General features: G+C 51.2%; 20 protein-coding genes. 6 read left to right on the top strand and 14 right to left on the bottom strand.

The genetic code is table 11. The annotated features are described in order from the left end of the window. Nucleotides 1–13: 13 nt before the first annotated feature. The 9 genes from X474_RS00945 to lipB all read right to left on the bottom strand — a co-directional run bounded on the left by X474_RS00945 (nucleotide 14) and on the right by lipB (nucleotide 12,380). Nucleotides 14–1,132 carry a porin family protein gene (locus X474_RS00945; protein ID WP_044346160.1) on the bottom strand — a complete coding sequence of 373 codons (1,119 nt, stop codon included), beginning with the start codon at nucleotides 1,130–1,132 and terminating at the stop codon, nucleotides 14–16. An 818-nt stretch (nucleotides 1,133–1,950) separates the two neighbouring features. Further along, nucleotides 1,951–2,646 carry a hypothetical protein gene (locus tag X474_RS00940; protein WP_044346159.1) on the bottom strand — a complete coding sequence of 232 codons (696 nt, stop codon included), beginning with the start codon at nucleotides 2,644–2,646 and terminating at the stop codon, nucleotides 1,951–1,953. A 16-nt stretch (nucleotides 2,647–2,662) separates the two neighbouring features. Further along, nucleotides 2,663–3,238: a hypothetical protein gene (locus X474_RS00935; RefSeq protein WP_044346158.1), complete on the bottom strand. Its 576-nt coding sequence runs from the start codon at nucleotides 3,236–3,238 to the stop codon at nucleotides 2,663–2,665. Nucleotides 3,239–3,673: 435 nt separating this feature from the next. Further along, on the bottom strand, nucleotides 3,674–4,777 hold the full coding sequence (locus X474_RS00930; protein ID WP_044346157.1) for a porin: 1,104 nt from the start codon (nucleotides 4,775–4,777) through the stop codon (nucleotides 3,674–3,676). Nucleotides 4,778–5,883: 1,106 nt separating this feature from the next. Continuing rightward, a complete protein-coding gene (locus X474_RS00925; protein WP_044346156.1) occupies nucleotides 5,884–6,987 on the bottom strand; it encodes a hypothetical protein in 1,104 nt (367 codons plus the stop codon). A 1,107-nt stretch (nucleotides 6,988–8,094) separates the two neighbouring features. Further along, the gene (locus X474_RS00920) at nucleotides 8,095–9,204 is read right to left on the bottom strand and encodes a hypothetical protein (protein ID WP_044346155.1); all 1,110 of its coding nucleotides are present in this window, start codon (nucleotides 9,202–9,204) and stop codon (nucleotides 8,095–8,097) included. A gap of 226 nt (nucleotides 9,205–9,430) precedes the next feature. Continuing rightward, nucleotides 9,431–10,072, bottom strand: a complete 642-nt coding sequence (locus X474_RS00915) for a hypothetical protein (RefSeq protein WP_052514720.1) — start codon at nucleotides 10,070–10,072, stop codon at nucleotides 9,431–9,433. A gap of 155 nt (nucleotides 10,073–10,227) precedes the next feature. Continuing rightward, a complete protein-coding gene (locus X474_RS00910; RefSeq protein ID WP_231688272.1) occupies nucleotides 10,228–11,520 on the bottom strand; it encodes a sulfite exporter TauE/SafE family protein in 1,293 nt (430 codons plus the stop codon). A gap of 221 nt (nucleotides 11,521–11,741) precedes the next feature. Then, nucleotides 11,742–12,380, bottom strand: a complete 639-nt coding sequence (gene lipB, locus X474_RS00905) for a lipoyl(octanoyl) transferase LipB (RefSeq protein WP_197281910.1) — start codon at nucleotides 12,378–12,380, stop codon at nucleotides 11,742–11,744. 161 nt (nucleotides 12,381–12,541) lie between these two features. On the opposite strand from lipB, the gene X474_RS00900 reads away from it, so the two are divergent. Further along, a complete protein-coding gene (locus tag X474_RS00900) occupies nucleotides 12,542–13,192 on the top strand; it encodes an HAD family hydrolase (RefSeq protein WP_044346153.1) in 651 nt (216 codons plus the stop codon). A 29-nt stretch (nucleotides 13,193–13,221) separates the two neighbouring features. On the opposite strand, the gene X474_RS00895 is transcribed toward X474_RS00900, so the two are convergent. From X474_RS00895 to nrdD, 4 genes are all read right to left on the bottom strand, one after another. Further along, nucleotides 13,222–14,133 carry a hypothetical protein gene (locus X474_RS00895; protein WP_156360561.1) on the bottom strand — a complete coding sequence of 304 codons (912 nt, stop codon included), beginning with the start codon at nucleotides 14,131–14,133 and terminating at the stop codon, nucleotides 13,222–13,224. An 88-nt stretch (nucleotides 14,134–14,221) separates the two neighbouring features. Continuing rightward, nucleotides 14,222–14,977, bottom strand: coding sequence for an anaerobic ribonucleoside-triphosphate reductase activating protein (locus X474_RS00890; RefSeq protein WP_052514716.1), 756 nt, complete (start codon nucleotides 14,975–14,977; stop codon nucleotides 14,222–14,224). Then, nucleotides 14,970–15,218 (bottom strand): hypothetical protein, encoded by a 249-nt coding sequence (locus X474_RS26395; RefSeq protein WP_044346151.1) that lies wholly within the window; start codon nucleotides 15,216–15,218, stop codon nucleotides 14,970–14,972. The genes X474_RS00890 and X474_RS26395 overlap by 8 nt, the downstream gene beginning before the upstream one ends. A gap of 133 nt (nucleotides 15,219–15,351) precedes the next feature. Beyond that, entirely contained in the window at nucleotides 15,352–17,484 is a 2,133-nt protein-coding gene (gene nrdD / locus X474_RS00880) for an anaerobic ribonucleoside-triphosphate reductase (protein WP_044346150.1), read from the bottom strand. Nucleotides 17,485–18,059: 575 nt separating this feature from the next. Between nrdD and X474_RS00875 the strand changes: the two genes are divergently transcribed. The 5 genes from X474_RS00875 to X474_RS00855 all read left to right on the top strand — a co-directional run bounded on the left by X474_RS00875 (nucleotide 18,060) and on the right by X474_RS00855 (nucleotide 21,223). Continuing rightward, the gene (locus tag X474_RS00875; RefSeq protein ID WP_044346149.1) at nucleotides 18,060–19,250 is read left to right on the top strand and encodes a glycosyltransferase family 4 protein; all 1,191 of its coding nucleotides are present in this window, start codon (nucleotides 18,060–18,062) and stop codon (nucleotides 19,248–19,250) included. Nucleotides 19,251–19,326: 76 nt separating this feature from the next. Continuing rightward, nucleotides 19,327–19,695 (top strand): hypothetical protein, encoded by a 369-nt coding sequence (locus tag X474_RS00870; RefSeq protein WP_044346148.1) that lies wholly within the window; start codon nucleotides 19,327–19,329, stop codon nucleotides 19,693–19,695. Nucleotides 19,696–19,785: 90 nt separating this feature from the next. Continuing rightward, nucleotides 19,786–20,121, top strand: a complete 336-nt coding sequence (locus X474_RS00865; RefSeq protein WP_044346147.1) for a hypothetical protein — start codon at nucleotides 19,786–19,788, stop codon at nucleotides 20,119–20,121. 21 nt (nucleotides 20,122–20,142) lie between these two features. Next, nucleotides 20,143–20,577, top strand: a complete 435-nt coding sequence (locus tag X474_RS00860; protein WP_044346146.1) for a universal stress protein — start codon at nucleotides 20,143–20,145, stop codon at nucleotides 20,575–20,577. Between the two features lie 82 nt (nucleotides 20,578–20,659). Next, on the top strand, nucleotides 20,660–21,223 hold the full coding sequence (locus tag X474_RS00855) for a cob(I)yrinic acid a,c-diamide adenosyltransferase (RefSeq protein WP_052514714.1): 564 nt from the start codon (nucleotides 20,660–20,662) through the stop codon (nucleotides 21,221–21,223). A gap of 22 nt (nucleotides 21,224–21,245) precedes the next feature. On the opposite strand, the gene X474_RS00850 is transcribed toward X474_RS00855, so the two are convergent. Further along, a complete protein-coding gene (locus X474_RS00850; protein ID WP_052514712.1) occupies nucleotides 21,246–22,112 on the bottom strand; it encodes an ATP-grasp domain-containing protein in 867 nt (288 codons plus the stop codon). Nucleotides 22,113–22,166 lie beyond the last annotated feature (54 nt).

Here is a 22,166-nt window from a genome sequence, read left to right as displayed (position 1 = left end):
ATTTACCCTAACCTTAGAACACGAAGCGGAACAGGATGCCGAGCACCCACTCATTACCCGCATCGTCACCCGAAACCGGGTTGTCGCCATGGTTCAAGTAGTTGAACTCAGGATACAGAGTCAGGTTCTTGTGAACCTGGTAAGGCAGGGAGATGTAGAACAACTGCCTGGAGAAGTTGTCTTCCCGGAATCCCCAGGTCTTCTTCCATTCGTCGTTCTCAAAGTACTCATAGCCAAAGCCAAAGGCGATGCGCAGGGCGCCGACCTTGTAAGAAGCGTCGATGTAGCCACCCCAGTTATTGGTGTCTTCAAAGTCGCCGTTAGCCTTGAAGCTGAAAACGTTATAGCCGGACATGCTCGGGTAGCCGGAATAGCCGACACCCGGGTTGGCTGAATAGTGGAGCTCACCTATCACAGTAAAGGCGCCGGCAGTGATTTTGGCGGGCAGGATGATAGCCCAAGCAGCAAAGCTGTCATCGACGCCGCTGGGATAGCCCTCAAAATCATAGCGGGAGTAGCCAAAGGAAGGTGTCATTGAGAAGCCACCGGTCTTGAACTGCATCGAAATGGAGGCCCTGGGGAATGTCTGGTAAACATCCACTCCACTAGTCAAGGCGCTCACACTGGCGCCGCTCTCCAATGCGAACTGCAAACCAAAGTTACCGGATTGCCAAGTCAACTGAACTTGAGGACGACGGGGGGCCCAAAGTTTACCCCAGCCGAGCACATCGCCGCCGGGCGCTGCGTCCAACTTGTGGTAGTTCCAGTAAGCCGCGCCGTGCCAGTTATCAGTGTTACCGGCGAGGAGCTTGCAGTTGCCCATTTTGTACCAGCCGTAAACATGACGCATCCCCACCGAGGACTTCAGGCCGATTTCCACATGGACACCGACTTTTTTATCCGCGCTGGTGAATTTTGCGCGCCAATAGCTGTTGCCGGGCAGCTCAACGAAAGAGCTCGTAATATCGTCAGTTCCATTGGCGGTCAGTTCTTTAGTAGCGTTCTGCCAGCCAATAGTCTGGTTAACACGGGCGCCCAACACAACGCTGGGTCCCGGGGCCTCGGCCGCCATGGCCGGAATGGCAAAAGCGACCATGGCCAAGGCCAAGGTCAAAACCAATAATTTTTTCATTTCCCTATTCTCTCCTTTACCCCTTTCCAGTCATTTAAATAGCGCCCTAAGAGGATGTATTTCCCCAAATAATCCTCAGGGACGCCCTTTCGTTGAATAACAGGGCGCACCCCGCTCCCAGTTATCCCTGAAAGCCTGGAATACATATTGATTCAATCTAGCATTAAAAATGTCTAGATCGCAAGTCTAAATTATATGGTTCAAAAGATTTTTTTTAATTTTCCATGTTATTTAAATGTGATAAGCACGGGAAGTTAAAAGGTTTGAACAATTAAGCAGGTAATGCGGCTGAGCACCTTATAGGCAAGGCAGATAAGCATATTTGGAGCTCTCCTCAGGCAATATCTTGCCAATATATTGAAATAACATTATTTTCCCTCCTGACAATTCAAAAGCTTTTATCTTCAAAATAGTGAAGTCCAGGCAGCTCACCATCCCCTATATGGAGTTGGGAGAATTATCCAGATAGAGTTCTCAAACCAAATTATCAAACAGAGAGGAGCAATTAGATTCTTTTCAACAAATGTGAAAGGGGGCTTTAAAAGAGCCACACTCAGCAGATAAGCGATCCAACCACGATGAAAATAGTAAAGGGGCCGGAGTAACCCGGCCCCTCAGGCTGTTGACAAACAGCCTGAACGCGGGCCATGGACGGCCCGCCGAATTGCGAGCCTTTCATAAGGCGCGTAATTCGAGCCAGTTGGCAAAACCACGTTTTTGCCAACTGGCATCTGACAAAGTCCAGGAGGACTTTGTCAGCAAGCTAAGGGGCCGGAGTAACCCGGCCCCTTTTGGGTGCTTTTTATATATCTGATAAATTAGAAGACAAATCTAAACAGGATGTCCAGCACCCATTCGTTACCCTGGTCTTCAACGTTGATGGTAATCTCACCATGATCCAGGTAGTTGAATTCAGGGTACAGGGCCAAATTCATATGCATCTTGTATGGTAAGACAATATAGAACAGCTTCCTGTTGAAGTTGTCTTCCTTGCAGCCCCAGGGGTCTTTCAACGCGTCGTTTTCAAAATATTCATACCCGAAACCAACGGCCACACGCAGGGCGCCAAAGCTATAAGAAGCATCTATATAACCACCCCAGTTGGTGGTGTCTTCATATTCAGAGAAGGATTTAAAGCTAAATAGGCACAAACCACTTTTTTCCGGATAACCTGAATAGCCCACACCAGGGTTCATGGCGTAGTGTACTTCACCCTGAACTGTAAAGGCTTCAGCCACGATCTTTACAGGTAGAATAAAAGCCCAGGCTTCAAAACTGTCCTCAATAAAACTCGGTACACCTTCGGTATCGTATTTGGCATAACCGAAAGAAGGTGTGGTGGAAAAATCGCCCGTTTTATACTGCAAGGAAAGAGACAACCTGGGCACAGTCTGGAACACATCCACGCCTGCACCGGCAAAGGTCATATTGGCGGGATATTCAAAATAATGCAGAAACCGGAAAGCCCAGTAAACCGTATTCACGGCAGCGGCTTTTTCCAGGGCAACCTGCACACCGAAATTGTCGGAGCTACAGGTCAGCTGAACCTGGGGCGACGTGGGGCCACAGTTTAACCCAGCCTAACAAGCCTCCTCCAGGAGCTGCATTTAATTTCTGATAGTTCCAGTAGGGAGCACCATGCCAGTTGTCCGTATTACCGGCCAACAGTTTGCAATTGCCAACCTTGTACCAACCGTACACAGGACGCCTAGCAACATTGGATTTCAGGTCGATCCCAACATGCACACCGACTTTTTTATCTGCGCTGGTGAATTTCCCCCGGAAATAGCTGTTTCCGGGCAGGTCAACAAAGGACTTGGTCGCATCATCCTGACCATTGTTGGTAAGTTCATGGCTTTCATTCTGCCAACCAATGGTCTGGTTGACGCGAGCACCGAGTATAACACTGGGCGCAAGAGCTTCAGCAGCCAAAACAGGCGCCCTCATGGCCAATAAGGCAGCTAAAGCCAACTCCGTAATAATTTTTTTCCATACCTTTTCCTCCCCCTGATTGAATAGGCTCAAGAAATGAGTCTCAGCCGAATCGTTTCCTAAAAACCGCCTCAAATCAAATTTGATCTTTTTTGATGGAGCACCCAGAACCATCCCAACTAAACGGCTCTAATTAATCAAACTAGTTAATTTATAGATTCAATTTTGTCAATAATTGATTTTAAACCATAAAAGAAGACAGAATTTGACGTTTTGTATAATTTTAAGTTTACATTTTACAAAAAGGATTTTTACAATTTAAATGTAATATTAATAAATTAAGTCTTTAATTAAAATTTTTATGATCAGCTTCGCTTAAACATTAACATTTGCTTCTTCTAATTATTCCATCTTAATTATCAGTTCAATCATGAAGCATAAGGATGTCAAATCAATCATTCATTAAAGCTAATTATTTCATTTTTGATTCTATACATTAAAGATTACAAAAGACAAAATATGACATAAAAACAAAACCAACATAAAAATAGGGGTCAGAGCTAGGCTCTGACCCCTATTGGGTGCTTTTATGTATCTAAGCGACGCTTCTTAGAAAATGAAGCGGAACAGGATGCCCAGCACCCATTCGTTGCCCTGATCGTCGCCGTCGACGGGGCTGTCGCCATGGTTCAAGTAGTTGAACTCAGGATACATGATGAAGTTTTTGTGCACTGTGTAGGGCAAGGACAGGTAGAAAAGCTGACGGCTGAAGCTGTCTTCCTTGAAGCCGTAGTCTTTCCAAGCGTCGTTGGCGAAGTGCTCATAGCCGAAGCCCAAGGCGATGCGCAGGGCGCCGACCTTGTAAGAGGCGTCGACATAACCACCGTAGTTGGTGGTAGCTTCGAAGGAACCATCGTCCTTCAGCTGGGGACCCAGGTCAGCAGAGTAACCGGACCAGCCCACGCCCGGGTTGCTGGCATAGTGCAGCTCGGCGATGACTTTGAAGGCGCCGGCGTTAACCTGCACGGGCAGGATAAAGGCCCAGGCTTCGACGTTCTCATCTATACCAATCGGGCCGCCTTCCCAGTCGTAACGAGCAAAGTTGACGGACGGAGTGGTGGAGAAACTGGCGGTCTTGAACTGGAAGCCCAAGGTGGCGCGGGGGATCTTGTTGTAGACGTCGGCGAAGGGCACGTCTACTTCAGCGGCTTTTTCCAAAGCGAACTGCAGGCCGAAGTTGCCGGAGCTCCAGGTCAACTGCACCTGGGGACGACGGGGGGCCCACATTTTACCCCAGCCAAGCAGATCTCCACCGGGAGCGGCGTTGGCTTTGTGGTAGTTCCAGTAAGGAGCACCGGCCCAGTTGTCGGTGTTACCAGCCAAGAACTTGCAGTTGCCCATTTTGTACCAGCCGTACACGTGACGCATACCGACGGTGGATTTCAGACCGATTTCGGTGTGCACACCCACTTTTTTGTCAGCGCTGGTGAATTTGGCGCGGAAGTAGCTGTTGCCCTGCAGGTCCACGAAGGACTTGGTGATGTCGTCCTGACCATTGGTGGTGAGCTCTTTGCTCTTATTCTGGTAACCAAAGGTCTGGTTTACACGGGCGCCCAGCACGATGCTGGGGGCGGGGGCCTCAGCGGCCATTACGGGGGCGCTCATGGCGACCAAAGCGGCCAAGGCGAGCGCCAACACAAAGAATTTTTTCATTTCCCTAATTCTCCCCTTATTCATGATGTTAAAGAAGCAACTCAGACCATATGCTCCTTTTTGATAACCCCGGAGCACTAAAATCGAATACTTCTTCAAGAGACTCCACCAGTTGTTGAGGGAGCACCCAGAACCCCGCCCTGTCGGTGGAAAATTAATGATTGTAGTTACAAAAGTACATCATCAGGTGATATGTATAGCATGGCGATTGACAAAACGTCAACCTTTACACTTAAAAAATATAATCCCCTCTTGAACGACTAACTTACTAGTAATTACTTTTTCCTTTAAGTCTAACTATTCTTCAAAATAAAAATTTGCTTATTTCTTTGGCTTATAATCTTTTTTTTATTACACAAAAAAATAACAGGTAAATTAATATCTATTAGCTTACCTGTTGTTCAAATTAGTAAGCAGCCACTTCACTTCTTTAACTTCCAGTGTATAGCTATTTATTCCTCACTTTATAGCCATACTCAACAAACAACATAAATCTTATAAGCAGTCGGATTAGTAGATTATATTTCAGCTTCTAAATATTTTCAGAAAATAGATAACGAAATTCTATTTAATTATAAATAGTTAGTGAAATTAACTGACCTTATCTTTCCCCTTTTAAAGGACTCGATCTTAAGATGTAATAAACATTGTCTTTGCGGGGAAGAGTGGCAAACCAATCTTAACCTGCCGTTTGGAAAAAAATTTATGCAACTCTAACCGGTAGGGAGCATCCTCTCGGTTTAACTCAGAAAATTTTGTTAAATGCATACCAATTATTCTGAGCCCATTTTTACAATCTATTGAACGAAACCACTCATATTAACTAATAAAATATAAATCTAGAAACTTTCTACTTATTGCTGGTCCCGCAACCAAGGGGAATTGTAAACAACAGGTCGCTGTTTATTGTCTAATGACGCTGTAAGGTTTTCCCAAGGGAAAAACTTATAAATTAAGGGCTACTTAAGCAAAAAGCACGGACCATATTTTTTGTTTTCACAAGTATCATACCTTTAGTCAGCACAAAAATAGGGAGCCGGGTTAAGAACCCGGCTCCCTATTGGGGCGCCTCTAGAAGCAGATGCTAAAGTCTGCTTGTCCGCTTACTAGAAGATGAAGCGGAACAGCACACCGATCACCCACTCATTACCCTGATCATCACCGGTCGAAGGGTAGTCGCCATGGTTCAGGTAGTTGAACTCAGGATACATGATGAAGTTTTTGTGCACTGTGTAGGGCAAGGACAGGTAGAAGAGCTGACGGCTGAAGCTATCATCCTTGAAGCCGTAGTCTTTCCAAGCGTCGTTGGTGAAGTGCTCATAGCCGAAGCCCAAGGCGATGCGCAGGGCGCCGACCTTGTAAGAGGCGTCGACATAACCACCGTAGTTGGTGGTAGCTTCGAAGGAACCATCGTGCTTCAGCAGGGGACCCAGGGTGCCGTCGTAACCGGACCAGCCGATGGCCGGGTTGCTGGCATAGTGCAGCTCGGCGATGACTTTGAAGGCGCCGGCGTTAACCTGCACGGGCAGGATAAAGGCCCAGGCTTCTACGTTCTCATCTGTACCAGCCGGGCCGCCTTCCCAGTCGTAACGAGCAAAGTTGAGGGACGGGGTGGTGGAGAAGCTGGCGGTCTTGAACTGGAAGCCCAAGGTGGCGCGGGGGATCTTGTTGTAGACGTCGGTGCCGACAAAGGTCACGTGAGCGGCTTTTTCCAAAGCGAACTGCAGGCCGAAGTTGCCGGAGCTCCAGGTCATCTGCACCTGGGGACGACGGGGGGCCCACAATTTACCCCAGCCCAGCAGGTCTCCGCCGGGAGCGGCGCTGGCTTTGTGGTAGTTCCAGTAAGGAGCACCGGCCCAGTTATCGGTGTTACCAGCCAAGAACTTGCAGTTGCCCATTTTGTACCAGCCGTACACGTGACGCATACCGACGGTGGATTTCAGACCGATCTCGGTGTGCACACCCACTTTTTTGTCAGCGCTGGTGAATTTGGCGCGGAAGTAGCTGTTGCCCTGCAGGTCCACGAAGGACTTGGTGATGTTGTCCTGCTCATTGGTGGTGAGCTCTTTGCTCTTATTCTGGTAACCAAAGGTCTGGTTTACACGGGCGCCCAGCACGATGCTGGGGGCGGGGGCCTCAGCGGCCATTACGGGGGCGCTCATGGCGACCAAAGCGGCCAAGGCGAGCGCCGACACAAAGAATTTTTTCATTTCCCTAATTCTCCCCTTATTCATGATGTTAAAGAAGCAACTCAGACCATACGCTCCTTTTTGATAACCCCGGAGCACTCTAAGATCGAATACTTCTTCAAGAGACTCCACCAGTTGTTGAGGGAACACCCGGAACCCCGCCCTGTCGATGGAAAATTAATGCTTGTATTTACAAAAGCACCTTATTAGACGACACGTATAGCATGGCGATTGATGAAACGTCAACCTTTGCAACTAAAAAATAAAGCTCCTTTTAAAGAACTAACTTGCTAGTAATTTCTATATTCTAAAGTCTAACTATTTTTCAAAATAAAAATTTGCTTATTTCTTTGGCTTATAATAGTTATTTTCATTACGGAAAAAGATTGGCAAATAAATATCTATTAATTTACCCGATATTCAAATTAATAGTTAGCAGGTTTTTTTGTTTAACTTTTGCCTATAGCTAACTACTCATCACTTTATAGCTGCATTTAAAATACCATTTAAACCATATTAACGGTCGAACTAGTAGATTATAAATTTTTTCCTAAATACTTTTCAGCTGAGCAATCAAATATATTTCTTGTAATTATACATAGTTATCACTATTAGCTAAGCTTATATAGCCTTACAAAAAGTACTCTTTCGTAATATGTAATTAACATGATCTTTATATGGAAGGGCAACAAACCAATCTTAACCTGCCGTTTGGGCAAAAAATTTATTCAACTCTAACCGTTAAGGAGCATCCTCTCGGTTTAACTTAGAGAATTTTGTTAAATGCACACTAATTTTTCTCAGCCCATTTTTACAGTCTAGTGAGCGAAATCACCCATATTAACTAATAAAATATAAATCCAGAAATTTTTTACTTACTACTGGCCCCGCAACCAAGGGGAACTTTAAGCAACAGGTCAAGGTTTATTGTCTAATGAGGCTGTAAGGTTTTCCCAAGGGAAAACTTATAAGTCATGGGTTACTTAGCCTAAAAGCAGGGATCATATTTTTTGTTTTCGCAAGCATAATACCTTTAATCGGCACAAAAAAAGGGGAGCCGGGTTCTTAAACCCGGCTCCCTATTGGGGCGCCTTTAGAAGCAGATGCTAAAGTCTGCTTGTCCGCTTACTAGAAGATGAAGCGGAACAGCACACCGATCACCCACTCGTTACCCTGATCATCACCAGTCGAAGGATTGTCGCCATGGTTCAGGTAGTTGAACTCAGGGTAAACGATGAAGTTACGATGCACCTTGTAAGGTAAGGACACGTAGAACAGCTGACGGGAGAAGTTGTCTTCCTTGCAGCCCAAGGTGTCTTTCCACTCGTCGTTGCTGAAGTACTCGTAACCGAAACCAAAGGCAACGCGCAGGGCGTTGATCTTGTAGGAGGCCTCAAGGAAGCCGCCGTAGTTGGTGGTGTCTTCGTAATCGCCGTTAGCCTTCATGACCATGCGGGCCATGCTGGGATATCCGGAGTAACCGAAGTCCACGTTCACGCCGTAGTGACCTTCAGCCAACAGTCTGAAAGCGCCGGCCTGGATCTTCACGGGCAGGATGAAAGCCCACACGTTGAAGCTGTCATCAGCACCGCCACTCAAGCCCTCCATGTTGTACTGCACGAAGTTGAAGCCGGGAGTGGTGGAGAACACATCGGATTTATACTGGAAAGCCACGGTGGCGCGGGGGATGGTGTTGTACACATCCACAAAAGAACCGGCGTCCACACTTTCGGCCTGTTCCAGGGCTACCTGTACGCCGTAGGAACCGGACTCCCAGGTCAACTGGACCTGAGGACGACGGGGGGCCCACATTTTACCCCAACCCAGCAAGTCATCGCCGGGAGCGGCGTTCAATTTGTGAACGCCCCAGTAGGGAGCACCAATCCAGTTGTCGGTCTGACCAGCCAGAAGCTTGCAGTTGCCGATCTTGTACCAGCCGTAAGCATGACGCAGGCCAACAGAGGATTTCAGGCCGATTTCGGTCATCACACCGACTTTTTTGTCGGCGCTGGTGAATTTAGCGCGGAAGTAGCTGTTCCCCACCAGATCGGTGAAGGAACCGGTAATATCGTCTTTACCGTTTTTGGTGAGCTCTTCGCTCTTGCCCTGGTAACCGAGAGTCTGGTTAACACGGGCGCCGAGTACGATGCTGGGGGCCGGGGCTTCGGCGGCCATGGCGGGAACGCTCATGGCGACCAATGCGGCCAAGGCCAGCATCAGGACAAAAAATTTCTTCATTACCTTTTCTCCTTTTTCCCTTTCTAAAAATGTGAAAAGACATCCCCATGCCTTTTCACCTCGCTCACCGAGTCGGACAGGCGCGCCCCGTTTCCCGACCGGCACAGCGGTTGTGTGATATCTGCGCTGTATGTCCGCCGACCGGTTCCCCAACCTGTCGGCCACTGCGCGTATATTCACACATGTAGGACTTTAACAAGGCCCCTGTCAGGCGTCAAGCCCTACCTTACCTGGAAGTTTCTTTTGTCATCTTTTTTTCTTCGGATTTCAGGCCTGGCTCCGGATTTTTTTCCCTTAATTTTTCAGGGCGCAAAAGATCCATGCGCCTTTTGGGAGCCATAAGCTTGGTAAGCCGGTAGGTCTGTTTAAAAAAGGGCAACCTTTTTTTAAGGTATTTGGCGAAAGTTATACGGATAAGAATATAGAGCATGGCAAAAGCCCCGGTCCAGGGCATGTACCAGGGAGTGCCGGGCACCGGAAACTCCACATCCAGAAAACGCTCTTGCAGCCAGGCCGCCGCAAAGAATATAGGCCAGAGCGAACCCATGCCCATGGCCAGGTTCTGAAAAAAACTTTTGCCAAAGGCCTCATTGGCCAGTTTGTTAAAACCCGAGTAGAGCTCTTTATCGCCCGCCCTTAAGGCATTCACCGACTGGTTGTGCCTCCTGACCATCTCGCTGGTTCTCTTGCGCACAAATTTCCAGTTGAGGCGCAACGCCACCCCCATAGTCAGCTCACCTATCAAGGTGCACCAAACCGTCAGAATGGCGGTGCCTGTCCAAAGCGCCCAGGCGGGATCATCAAACCATCTGTAAGGAGCAATAAGAACCGGATCAGCCCAACGCATCAGCCAAAGAACAGGGTCCATGATATCTCTTTGCCATGCCGGCCGCCCAAATCAAAAGGCAACCTTTGGTGATAAAAAACAACCACAAAAAAATAAGCGGAGAGTGGCCTGCTAAAAGCCACTCTCCGCTTTTATACCGGTCTCAGGGTCAAATTGCACCCCGAGCGCTCAACTCCCTAGAATGGGGGCACAAGGCTGTAGCCCAGGAAGCCCTTGGAGGTGTAGCGGATACCGACGTAGAAGGCCAAGACGATAAAGATGATCTTCAGCCATTTGTCGGGGATGAACTTGGAGGTGCGGGGACCGATCATGGAACCGATGAAGATACCGATCAGCTCTGCGCCCACCAGGCTCCACTGCACGACGACGCCCTTGCCGACCATGTAGGAGAAGATGGAGACGATCATACCGACCAACACGCAAAGCGCAGAGGTGCCGGCCACCAGGAACATGGGCAGACCGGCCACGGAGGTCAGGAAAGGCACGAACAAGAAGCCGCCGCCGATACCCAGGAAGGAGGCGATGGCCGCAATGAACAGACCGCCGATCATCGGGATGAAGGCCTTGAACTTAAACTCGACACCAAAGAAGGTGAAGCGAATAGTGCCCATCAAGAAGGTCATGGACCAACCGGCGATGGCCAGTATGTAGGCGACCCACATGGGTGTTTTGATCAGGTTGAACCACAAGGCGCTGGCCACGACCAGAACCAGGGCGATCCACATGAAGGTCTGGTTGCCTTCCACGATCTTGACGCCCTGCTCAGCGGCGTTGCCCTCTTTGGTGGCTTTTTCAAAGGCCGCGGCGGCAGCCTTGGCAGCTTTTTTACCGGCCTGACCCTTGGGGCTCATCTCGTAAATCAAGAAACCACCAAGGATGAAGACGATGATGCCGAAGTAGCCGATGTAGGCCTTCAGGGAGATCTTACCGGCGGTGAGTTCAGGCACCATCCAGGATCCACCCACACCACCGATGGCCAGGCAGGCGCCCAAAGGCAGCACCAAACGGCCCATCTTGTAGTAGTTAATACTTGAAATCAGGCCGGAAAGACCAACCAACCACTGGTTTGACACGCGGATGGAGTCTGTGATGGCCTTGTTGACCGGGTGCCCCTTGCCGAATTCCTTGGCATAATCAGCCAGCCCGAAGATGGTGATGTGTCCCACACCAGCCATGATTCCGCCGAAAGCGCCGACCGTGGAGAAGATCCAGCCGACCCAGATCGCCCACAGAAGACCATACCACCATGTCGGTGAAGGAGCCCCGGGGATTCCCAGATAACCGGCTTCTTTTTTAGGGTCGATCACCGCCTTGGTCTTGGCGGCCAGCTTCTCATCCCCAAGGCTTTTCTCAATTGCTGCCTTGATCTTGCCAGGCATCTGGTCGGTGACCAGAGTGGCAGATTCCGAAGCTGTGTCGGCGGCTAAAGCACCCGCAGCTGGCACCAAAATGAATGCGGCAAGCAACATGGCTATTACCGCTAACCTCGTTTTCCTCATCGCTACCTCCCGATGGGTCAGGTGTTATGAAATACAACAGGCTTTTGTCCCGTAAATACCCCTCAAAGGGAAAAAGCCTCCTGAGATGTGAATTCATATCATGAACGAATTCACTGATACAACCCGGAAATTAATTAGACAATTTCACAAGCCGCCAACCACACCCTGCCATTCGAAAAAAATTAAGTCAATTATTTTTCTAAAGGCACATGGGAGATAGTATCTTCCGCCTGATGCAGATTTTCAGCTAGTGAATCATATAACAGGTCAAAACAATTGCCCAAATCAATTGTTTTACCCAATTGTTCCGCTACGCTTGTAGTCCTTGCGTCCAGGCCGCAGGGCCTGATCAAATCGAAGTCCGACAGATCGATATTAGCATTAAACGCAAGCCCGTGGGTTGTAACTTTTTTTGGTATGGCCATGCCTATGGCCCCAATTTTACTGTCACCAACCCATGCGCCGGGTTTTTCAGGGTTTCCTTTTGCGTTGATTCCATAATGGGCGCATACCTGGCAAAGACTGTCCTCCACCGCCTTTACCAGCGCCTTAACACTCATCCGCCTTTCTTTAAGTCCCACCACCAGGTATATGACTGCCTGGCCCGGGCCATGAAAAGTCACATTTCCCGCTCTGTCAACCTGGTGCAGGGAATATCCCCGCTCCCTCAGTTGATCATCCGTCAGGAGGACATTTTCTCGTCCCCCCTTTTTCCCCAAGGTGAAGACCTTGGGATGTTCAACACAGATCAAAGCATCACAAACTTTTTGCTCGACCCTTGCGCCATGCCTGGCCAGCATGCGCCCCAGAGTTTCCTTATAATCAAGCAATCCCCAGTCAATTCTTTCAAACCCGTGTTTAAACATAGTGCCCGGATGATATAGTTATGACTGTTAATTTGCAAGTTCCCATGAGACGGCAGGCGGGCGCTTCCTTGCCAATCTCATGGCAACAGCCTGACAAAAATAGAAAAAAGCGATAAACAGCAAACATGTATATTAAAGGTCTTATTTTCGATTTCGACGGCACCCTGGCTGAACTGAATATCGATTTCAGCGTTATCAGCGAGCGGGTGAGGCAAACGGCGGCGCAGATGGGGTATGTGGACCCCTGGCCTGATGGCTACCTTTTGGAAGCGGTGCAAATCGTCTCCAGCTCTTTGGGGAATGGATTTAAAAACAAGGCGTTGGATATTATCCAGGCAGCAGAAATCCGGGCGGCTGAAAAAGGGGCTCTCTTTCCCTTCACCCTTGACCTTCTTGCCAGGCTCAGGCGGAAAAGCCTTGGACTGGCCATAGTCTCCAGAAACTGCGATGCAGCCATTCGCACTGTTTTCCCTGAAATAAAAAGCCATTGTGATTCATTCATCCCCAGGGACCTGGCCATTCGGACCAAGCCCCATCCCGGCCACATAGAACAGGCGGCCAAGGAGCTGGGACTTAAAACAGACCAAACCCTGGTCATCGGCGACCACCCAATGGATATCAAATCCGCTCAAGCCGCCCACGCCGGATCGGTCGGCGTGGCCACAGGGCGCATAAGCTTGGCCGAACTTGAGCAATCCGGGGCCGACCATGTTCTCGCAAATGCCGGTGAGCTGCTCTATCTACTGGAAAAATTAGAGTTTCAGCAAGACTGGTGAAGTAGAAAACAAATCCGGGGGAAACCGTATCAGGCCCAGCTGAAAGAGGTCCCGGTTATATTGCCCAGGGCCTTCAAGACCGGCCAGGGCGCAGGCAGAGCAGGGTCTTCGAGAGGCCTGGCCAGTCCTTTGTAAACCAGATGGTTTTCTTCCCAGGGCCAGGCCTGCACATCCAGCTCTCCGGCATCGTCAACATCTATTACCATGGCTCCCACCTTCGGGGTTTCAAAACAGGACCGGCACTGCCCCGGGCTGAGCCAGGAAGCCTTCTGGCCCAATGACCCCAGGACCAGCCAGGGCAAGGCCGCCATTTTCAAACTGCGGGCCAGGTCGTAACCCCTTTCAGGGCAGCCTGCGGCAAAAAATGAAGTTCCAGCCAAAAGCCCCTTTATTTCCCGATCAGTCAAGAGGGTTTGCCAGGCCGTAGGCCTCAAATCCCCGCCGAGCAACAATCCTTCCTCACCGGACCGGCAAAACTTAAGGGCCAACGAGGAGTTGGCCGCCCAGGCCCCGGGAGGGCCGCCCAAATCCCGGATCTGAGCCGCATTGAGGCCCAAAACCAGCAAAGGCGGCAACTCGCCGATTCCCCTGGGATCGGGCATCCTGGTTCTGGAATAGACCTTGGCCTTTAAACGAAAACCCGGACCCGACGAAGGCATGGGCTGCCAGATTATCCAGGAGCCGCCGGGACGGAAAACCAGCCCCCGTAAAAGGTTAACCGCCTTGAGCCAGCTATCCAGGCAAGGGGGGCAGCATAAGGGCCGCAAATACTGACTTAAAGGTGTCAAGGGCCCCAACTCCCCCAAGTCACGTAAAAATTTTAAAGAAAGATAAGAAGAACGGCGACGGCAATCCACCAGGATGCGATGAGCGGAGGCCAGGCGCACATAAAGGCAAATCCCGGCCCCGTCCTCAAAAACCAGTAGCCTCAGACCGGCCACTGGCATCTCCAGCCGGGGAGGCTCTGGGCCGCGGACCGCCCCAAACAAGCGGCCCGCAGCCTTGGCGGTTTATTTTGAATTGTTTTTGTCATTTCATTTCTTTTTTACAGACCGGGTCGGCCAGCTCTCTTTGCAGATCCGCTATCTGCTCGGCAGTATAGGGTTTCCCCATGCCCAACGCCTCGGGATTCCAGGCGGTTTCGGGGTTCAATGCCTGCAGGCTCCAGGCCTGGCAACCTTGCAGCTGGTCGGCCATCTCAGCCAATTCCTTGACCCCGTGCCAGGCAGGCCAGATGGTCGAACGAAACTCATGAGCACAGGCCCCGCTTTTTAAAAACGCCATGGTCTCCAGGACCTTCTCCAGGTCCACCACCTTGCCCGCCGCCCTGCGGTAGGAAAGTTGATCCGTGGGGGCCTTTATATCCATGGCCACCAGATCCACCATTTTGTCGGCCACCAGTTGTTTCACCATGGCCGGATTGGTGCCGTTGGTATCCAGCTTTATTTTAAAGCCCGCCTGCCTGAACTTCTCGATAAACAAAGGCAGGCCCGGATGCAAGGTGGGCTCCCCGCCGGTTATAACCACCCCGTCAATCCAGCCGGCAAAGGGCCCCAGCCTTTCCAAGACCCAGTCCACAGGCAGGGTGGCCACAGAGGCGGGGTCGCTTACCAACTGAAAATTATGGCAAAACGGGCACGCGAAGTTGCAGCCCGGTAAAAACAGGACAGAAGATATAAAACCTTTCCAATCCAGGAAACTGGTCTCTATGAATCCTTTGATCTCGGGCAGGGAATGATTTTTCCCCGCCTTTTTCAAAGGCGATTTAATCCGGGTTTCAGGCATTGGCCATCCGCTTGAGATAGGATTTGATCTTAATGGCGCCGGTGATATGGGATTCATCATCCAAAACCAGGATGGGCAGTTCCTTTTCCGCCACCTCCACCAGCTCATGCCAGGCCAAAGTGGCCAGAGCGTCCGCATTGTCCGGGGCCAGCACCTCTTCAATGACGCCCAGGGACTTGAGATCGAATTTGTCGGTTATATAGTGGCATTTATCGCATGCAGGCTTGGTAAAAAGAGTCATAACTACCCTCTCTTGATTCTTTATTTGCCTTGAGCCGTCTTTACAAAGCGGCCTGATTAATTAATTTGCTTTTTCAAAGCGCCAAAGGCCTTCCCCCTTGGGGCTAAGGATCCTCCCCGCCTCTTTTGTATGCTTAACCGGCCTTGGCCGTGGAAGCGGGCTGGAAAAGGCCGTCGTTTCTGTAGCGGTCTTTCAGCTCACCCAGTTTGCCCTTGTTCCAAGAGGAGATCTTGGTGAAATAACCGGTTATACGGGTTATGAGCTCCAGGTCCTCGGAACCGCACTGGCTGCATACTTCCTTGAGGCCCCGCTCATTGTGTCCGCAGGCCCGGCAGCAGGAAAACTCGGGGCTGAACGCCACCTGATCGTTTTTGGTGTCCCTGAAGATCTTGATCACAAAATTGGCCAGAGACTCCTTGGAAGGAGACTGTTCCCCAAGCCAGACATGGGTGATGGAACCGGCCTCGATAAGGGGATGGAAGCGTCCCTCCAGCTTGACCCTCTCTATGGGGTTTGTGTTGGAGCCCACGTTGAACAGGGTGGAGTTGGTGTAGTAGACCTCACCGTTGAAAATGTCGCCCTTGACATTGTGTTTGGCCTTCTCGGGGAAGGTCTTGAGGTCCAGTTTGGCAAAGCGGTAGGCAGTTGATTCGGCCGGGGTCTGCTCCAGCACAAAATGCATGCCGTGACGCTTGGAATAATGGTCGCAGAGAAGCTTCATATGGGCGATCACCTTGAGGCCGAAACGCATGGCGTCTTCCGACTCGTGCAGCTCCTGGCCCATATGCTCCTTGATCATCTCGTTTAAGCCCACCATGCCCACCAAATAGGTCACCCTGTGCATGCGCAGGTATTCCTGGCCGTCGAGTTTCATGGCCAGAAGGGCCAGAGGGCCTGTAGCGCCGTGGGAAAGCAATTCCTGGATAAAGGCCCTTTTCTGGATATGGGCCTCAATGGCCAGGGCCAGCCTGTCCCGCAGAACCTTGAAAAGCCTGGTGTCATCACCGGCCGCCTCGTAGGCCACCCTGGGCAGATTCACGGTCACGTTTTGCAAGGCGCTGTAACGCATCTTCCAGGGAGTCACCGCGTCTTCCAAGTCGCTCTTTTCCAGCTTAAAGGAAAGACGGCAGCATTCGCTGATCTTGGCGGTCTCGCCACGATCAAAGACAAAGTAGGTGTTGCCCTTGTCACTGGCCACGTCGCAAATGTGGTGCAGGAAATCCATGTGCCCTTCGGTCTGGAAGAACTTCTCGGTTATATGCACCAGGGGTTTGGGGAAGAAGAAAGGCCTGCCCGCGCCGTCGCCCTCTTTGTAGACCTCAAACAGCTTCCATACAAAGCGCTGGGCCTCTTTCTCATACTCGGCATAGGTCTTGCCGGTGTATTCTCCGTTGGGGCCAATGGCGGGCACGTTTTCAAAGTGCTTGGGGACTTCCCAATAGAGGTTTATATCGGTGAAAATGGCCTGACCGCCCCTGGCCACGGCCTGCTGACTGAACTCGAAGATCATGATCTGGGCCAGCTGCTTGATCTCATCGTCGCTCAAGCCCTCAAGGTAGGGCGCAAAGAACAGGTTCACCGCATCCCAGCCAATGGCTCCGGCAAAGTTGGACTGAAGCGCCGCGGCAAACTTGACCATGTGGGCCAAGAGCACCTCGGGATGCTTGGCCGGTTTGGCCAAGGCCAGGCTGTTAGGCAGGTTGAGGCCAAATTTCTTTATATATTCAAGACTTTGGCCAGAGCAGTAAGGCCGGTCTACAAAGCCCAGATCGTGTAGGTGAATATCCCCGCGCATGTGGGCGTCGCCCACTTCGGGCTTGAAGACATTAATCAGGGCATATTCCTTTTTAATGGACTCGGCCAAGGTGAGGTTGGTGGCCTCGGGCCCGTGGGGAACGTTGGCGTTCTCCTTGTTGGGCATGCGGATCATGGTGTCCACATCATAAAGCGGCACGCCGAGCCTGGTGTGGCGCAGACGCTCACTCTCCAGACCGCGCTCGATCAGCTTTGAGTTGACCATCTCACGGATAAGGGGAGCCGTCACCATCTGGATGCCGGACTGGCCGATGATCTGCTCGATCTCGGCCGCAATGGCATCTGCGGTATCGGTATCCAAAAGAGTCTCCCGGACCAGGGTTTCGGCAATTCGTCCGCGGTCCCACCCATCCATCTCTTCGTCGCTGGTGCGGACGAAAAGAGCCATATCAGTGGTTTCAGCCTCAGAGGCGGGACGCTCTTTGTTTTCCATGAGCTTAAGTTTGGTCATCTCTTCTCCCTCAACCGGAATTGGAGCAGGCTCCCGTCAGGGAACCTTCTTCACCCATTTCCGTGGATTATCTGCAAAGGGGAAAACCCTTTAGGTCTGCTTAGGATTGGGTTACATGGTTTGCCATACATGTAGTACGGTTTCTATTTTTAGACACAATATATGGTAGCGTCAACCCTTTTTTTTCATATAGGGATTAACTGGCTGGATAAGCGTGACCTTTTGGGTTTTATCCTTATGCTTGCCGGGTTTTGTCCAGATTGTGAATCCGGGCGGGTTCCACATGTGGTATGGTTTGGCCTGCCGGGCAACAAGTGTCAGAGGCTCGGGATTAATCCTCCGATCAATGACTCGGGGCACGACAGAAGTTAGACGGACGCTATGGCAGAAAACAACAAAAACCAATTAACTATTTGTTTTTAAATAACTTTAAAAAAAATAGTCTTTCATGTTCGTCTACCGCGGAGGCAAAGCTTACCTGAAAAAACAGGCCTTGCCAGGACCGTTTCACTTCACCTTATATCTGAACAGGTTAAGCGTTCCGAAAGGCCTTTCCCCCCCAGAAAGACTATGATATGCAACCTGAGCGGCGTTTGTTAATCCTGGCGGACCGGCTCAGTGCCAGAGGTGGAGCAGACCAGCATCTTCTGGCTCTCATACCTGAGCTTAAGCTGCGGTATAGAACGCTTCTGGCAGTGGGCAGGGACGACGGCACCCTCCAAGGCCCGGCAAAAGGCCGGTTGGGTTCATATTGCCGGTTAAAAGGGCTGAACCGGAGCGGTTTGAACAGACGGGGAAAACAAGGAGCCTTGAGGAGGCTCGAAAAGCTGGTCTGGCAATTTAATCCCGATATCATACATATGCAAAACATCATGGACCCCTGCCTGCTGAAAGCCGTGGCCGCCACCCAAAAGGCAGTGTTGACGGTGCAGGATCATCGCCTTTTCTGCCCCGGCAGGGGAAAGCTTAAAAAAAACCTCACCCTCTGCTTTGAGCCCATGGGCCCTGACTGCCTGACCTGCCTGGAAGACCTGGATTACGGCTCCAAAATGCTCGAATTGACCCAAAAACGTCTCCAGGCGGCCAGGGGCATGAAGGCGATTATAGTGCTGAGCAGGTACATGGCCCGTGAACTCAGGAAATCATGGATAAAATCGGGCGGGGCCTTTCCCGATCCCCATGTTGTGCCGCCTTTTATAAATAAATCCACCCCGGCCCTGAACAAGACCAGAGGCGGACACCATCTGCTGGCCGGCAGGATGGTCAGGCAAAAAGGTATTGACGTGGCTGTCAAGGCCAGGAAGTTATTAAAAAATCCCTTACCGTTAATAGTGGCCGGAGCAGGGCCTTTACAGGGAGTTCTGCAAAAAAGCGCCCAAAAGGAACCGGAAAACCTGATCATAAAGCCTTGGCAAAGCCCCAATAGCCTGCAGAACCTTTTGCGCAATGCGGTTTCCCTCTGGCTGCCGAGCCTGTGGGCCGAACCCTTTGGCATTGTGGGGGTGGAGGCCCTGGCCATGGGCAAACCGGTTGTGGCCTCGAATATAGGCGGGGTCCCGGACTGGCTGATAAATGGGAAAAACGGTTTATTGGTAAAACCCGGAGATGCAAAGGGCCTGGCCGATGCTGCGGATCAATTGAGCCAAAATCCCGCCCTTTCCGCCCAACTGGGCGAGTGGGGGCGGAAAAATGTCCTGTCTAAGTATCAACTACAAAATATCATTCCCAAAATGCTGAATATTTACGAAAAGGTCATCCAGGCCTGACCCCACAGAGCTTTCCACGGCCCCGGGACTCGTGCTATTACAAACATACCTTCATCTTGCCCGAGGAGGAACTCTTATGCCCTTTTCAGACGATTGGGGCCGCGATCCGCAGGTCAGGGCCATGCGCTTTATTTTCGCAGCCCTGGAACAGGCCCAGGAAGCCTTTCTCTCCCAGGCAGGCATTGACCCCTGGATGCAGAGTCTGGACCGGATCAGGTTCCGGGCCAGGGACTGGTTTGAAAGGGCCTGGCCGATGGCCCTGGAACGGGGGCAGGCGCGGGAGCCAGACCAAGCCTCGGCGCTCTATCTTCTGTGCCTTAAGCAGGCCCTCCTGGCCGAAGGCATTGATCCGGCTGCGAGCCTGCCTCCGGAAGCCGGGCCCATGCAGGATTTACTGGAACGCGTTCTCAAGAGGGCTTCCGGAAAGGGCCAATCGTCTCCTTGAAATCATGCAAATTTACAGGCCCACTTACTTCCTCCAAAGAGGGGAATTCATGGTCTGATTGTCCCACACGCTCCCGGGAAAGGTGATCAAATGATAAGACTCAGACTTTTTGGCCGTTGCCGCATATATCACGACCCGGTCTCCCCGGTGCTGATAGCTCCGGCCCAGGTGGGCTGGGAGGCCTGGTTCAGAAAAATAGACTTGGTCACCCCCAGAAGGCTTAAAGGTGAGGAACTTTTAATGCGGACAAGGGGATGGTGGACTGTAGAACCCTCGCAAGTGGCGAAAATTATCCGGGCCCGGGCGAAACTTGTGGTGGGTTCCAAGGGACAACTTATGGTAGAGAGTGAAGATGAGAGGGAAATCGAGGCCCTGAAACTGGATTTGGCCAAAAAGTTCCAAGACCAAGTTTTTCTGGCGCCATAAAAAAAGGAAAGAGGCGAAAAAGTGACAATATTCGGCAATATCCTTTGCTGCACAGACTTTTCCGGACGGTCCGAGACGGCCTTTGACAAGGCTTTGGCCCTGGCCCAAAGGGAAGATGCGCGCCTGACTCTTTTACATGTTGTAGTCCCTAATACTCCTCTTTTGCCGGGGAACCATATCAAGCCCCATAAAAAAACCCCGTTTCCGGAGATCGCTCAAAGAATCACTGATTTTGTGGAAGAGAATTATCGCCCCAAAGCCTGCGGCTATGAATTCAACCTGGCTCTCAGGCGGGGCCATCCCATGGTGGAGATACTGGAACACATCAAAAAAAATGAAAACGACCTTGTGATACTGGGCTCGGAGGGACTCGAGGGAGTGGGGCTCTATGTTTTGGGCTCCGTGGCTGAAAGGGTAAGCCGCAACGCTCCCTGCTCCTGCCTGGTGGTGCGCTGACTCCAAGGGGACGCGCCGGCAGTTTGTATTTGCTAAGAATTCACAACATTCACATGCCCGAACAAGGGGGAAAGCAAAAAAGATGGAAATGAACCTGTACCCGGAAAAAGGCGATCAAGGAAAAAGCATCAAAGGAACGGGTCTGGTTCATCTTTGCTATGGGCAGGGTGTGGGTAAAACCTCCAGGTGCGTCGGCCTTGCGGTGAGAGCGGCAGGCGCAGGCTACAAGGTGCATTGGGTCCAGTTCATGAAAGAGGGCGGTTCAAGCGAAACCAACAGTTTCGCCCTGTTGCCCAACATAAGCTACCAGTGCCCGGGCAAGCATCCCTTTATCAGTAAAAGCGGGCCCGGACCTGTGCATATAGAGCATGCCCGCAAGGCCCTCGAAATGGCCCGAGATGCCGTTCAGGCCGGCTGCGACGTGCTTATCCTGGATGAAATCCTCAACACCCTTCTTTTCAGTATCCTGGAGCCCAGGCACGTTCTTGAACTTATTTCTCTTTGCCGGGGCAGATGCGAACTGGTTCTCTCGGGAGCGGACACACCGGCGGAAATACTGGAACAGGCTGACTATGCCACTGAATTTGTAATGAGAAAACACCCTTACAACCAGGGCCAGGATGCCAGAAAGGGCATTGAATTTTAAACCGGGGTTTTCAAGTGGTTACCTAGCAGGCCAGATTAAGGCGTTCGGGCTCCACACCCTGTTTTTCAAGCCAGTTCCTGGCGCCTTGAAGCAAAAGCCTTAAATAACTATTCCCTCCGCCCAGGGCCTTGCGTCCGAAGTAGGGATTTATTTCCAAAAGCAGGGGGTTCTGATCCGGGTCCAAAATCAGGTCCACGGCGGCCAGGTCCAGCCCTGTCCTCTGCCTGAGCCTTTTGGCCAGCCCGGTTGCCTTGGCCAGGCATCCCGGCTCAGAAACCCGGTCCACCCTGCCCCCCTGGCTCAAGTTGGACCTGAATTCGCCTTGCTTGCCCACCCGCCAAAAACAATCCAGCACCTCGCCAATAAAGACCACCCTTATATCCCTGGCCCCGCATTCAACGTACTGCTGAAGCACCATTCCATCAGGGCCATGGCCGCATCTGGTGTCCAGGCGATTTTTCAAGCCCTCAAGCTCCCGGACCGACCCCACCAGAAAAACATTGGTGCCTTCTCCTCCGCCTGCGCCCTTGGCCAGCAGGGGGGGAGTCAGACCGGCCCCGATGACCCCTCCTTTTTGCCAGTGTTTAACCGCCTCATCCAAGGAGGAAAAGATCAAGGTTAAAGGGTGGGGTAAATCAAGGGCCGTAAAAAGGGCGGCATTGCCCACCTTGCCGTCCAGGTGCATTTGCAGGCCGGGCCGGGGAAAACAGGGTTTCTGGTATTTTTTGACCAGGCAATAAAGATCCTGCCTACAGACTTGGGGCAATATCACGACCCCGGCATTTGCCACCAATCTTTCTTCCAGAGGGCCCAGGGACAGTGCCGGGTCCAAAAGCCGGTTCTCATCCCCTTCCAGGGCGGGGTGAAAGCTAAGGAGATATGAATTCATGAAGCTCAAATCCCCTGAACAGGAATGGGTTGACAAAACACCGCTAAAGCACCA

This window comes from Dethiosulfatarculus sandiegensis, from assembly GCF_000931935.2.
Classification (GTDB): Bacteria; Desulfobacterota; Desulfarculia; order Desulfarculales; family Desulfarculaceae; genus Dethiosulfatarculus; species Dethiosulfatarculus sandiegensis.
Note: the sequence above shows the minus strand (reverse complement) of the source record. Positions and strands in the feature narration are given on the sequence as shown.

Coding starts and splice junctions, on each gene's coding strand:
- nrdD (WP_044346150.1), bottom strand. CDS start 17,484: ATGACCAAACTTAAGCTCATGGAAAACAAAGAGCGTCCCGCCTCTGAG.
- X474_RS00930 (WP_044346157.1), bottom strand. CDS start 4,777: ATGAAAAAATTCTTTGTGTTGGCGCTCGCCTTGGCCGCTTTGGTCGCC.
- X474_RS00935 (WP_044346158.1), bottom strand. CDS start 3,238: ATGGTTCTGGGTGCTCCATCAAAAAAGATCAAATTTGATTTGAGGCGG.
- X474_RS26395 (WP_044346151.1), bottom strand. CDS start 15,218: ATGACTCTTTTTACCAAGCCTGCATGCGATAAATGCCACTATATAACC.
- X474_RS00855 (WP_052514714.1), top strand. CDS start 20,660: ATGGAAATGAACCTGTACCCGGAAAAAGGCGATCAAGGAAAAAGCATC.
- X474_RS00915 (WP_052514720.1), bottom strand. CDS start 10,072: ATGGACCCTGTTCTTTGGCTGATGCGTTGGGCTGATCCGGTTCTTATT.
- X474_RS00900 (WP_044346153.1), top strand. CDS start 12,542: ATGTATATTAAAGGTCTTATTTTCGATTTCGACGGCACCCTGGCTGAA.
- X474_RS00890 (WP_052514716.1), bottom strand. CDS start 14,977: ATGCCTGAAACCCGGATTAAATCGCCTTTGAAAAAGGCGGGGAAAAAT.
- X474_RS00920 (WP_044346155.1), bottom strand. CDS start 9,204: ATGAAGAAATTTTTTGTCCTGATGCTGGCCTTGGCCGCATTGGTCGCC.
- X474_RS00870 (WP_044346148.1), top strand. CDS start 19,327: ATGCCCTTTTCAGACGATTGGGGCCGCGATCCGCAGGTCAGGGCCATG.
- X474_RS00910 (WP_231688272.1), bottom strand. CDS start 11,520: ATGTTGCTTGCCGCATTCATTTTGGTGCCAGCTGCGGGTGCTTTAGCC.
- X474_RS00865 (WP_044346147.1), top strand. CDS start 19,786: ATGATAAGACTCAGACTTTTTGGCCGTTGCCGCATATATCACGACCCG.
- X474_RS00850 (WP_052514712.1), bottom strand. CDS start 22,112: ATGAATTCATATCTCCTTAGCTTTCACCCCGCCCTGGAAGGGGATGAG.
- X474_RS00945 (WP_044346160.1), bottom strand. CDS start 1,132: ATGAAAAAATTATTGGTTTTGACCTTGGCCTTGGCCATGGTCGCTTTT.
- X474_RS00925 (WP_044346156.1), bottom strand. CDS start 6,987: ATGAAAAAATTCTTTGTGTCGGCGCTCGCCTTGGCCGCTTTGGTCGCC.
- X474_RS00875 (WP_044346149.1), top strand. CDS start 18,060: ATGCAACCTGAGCGGCGTTTGTTAATCCTGGCGGACCGGCTCAGTGCC.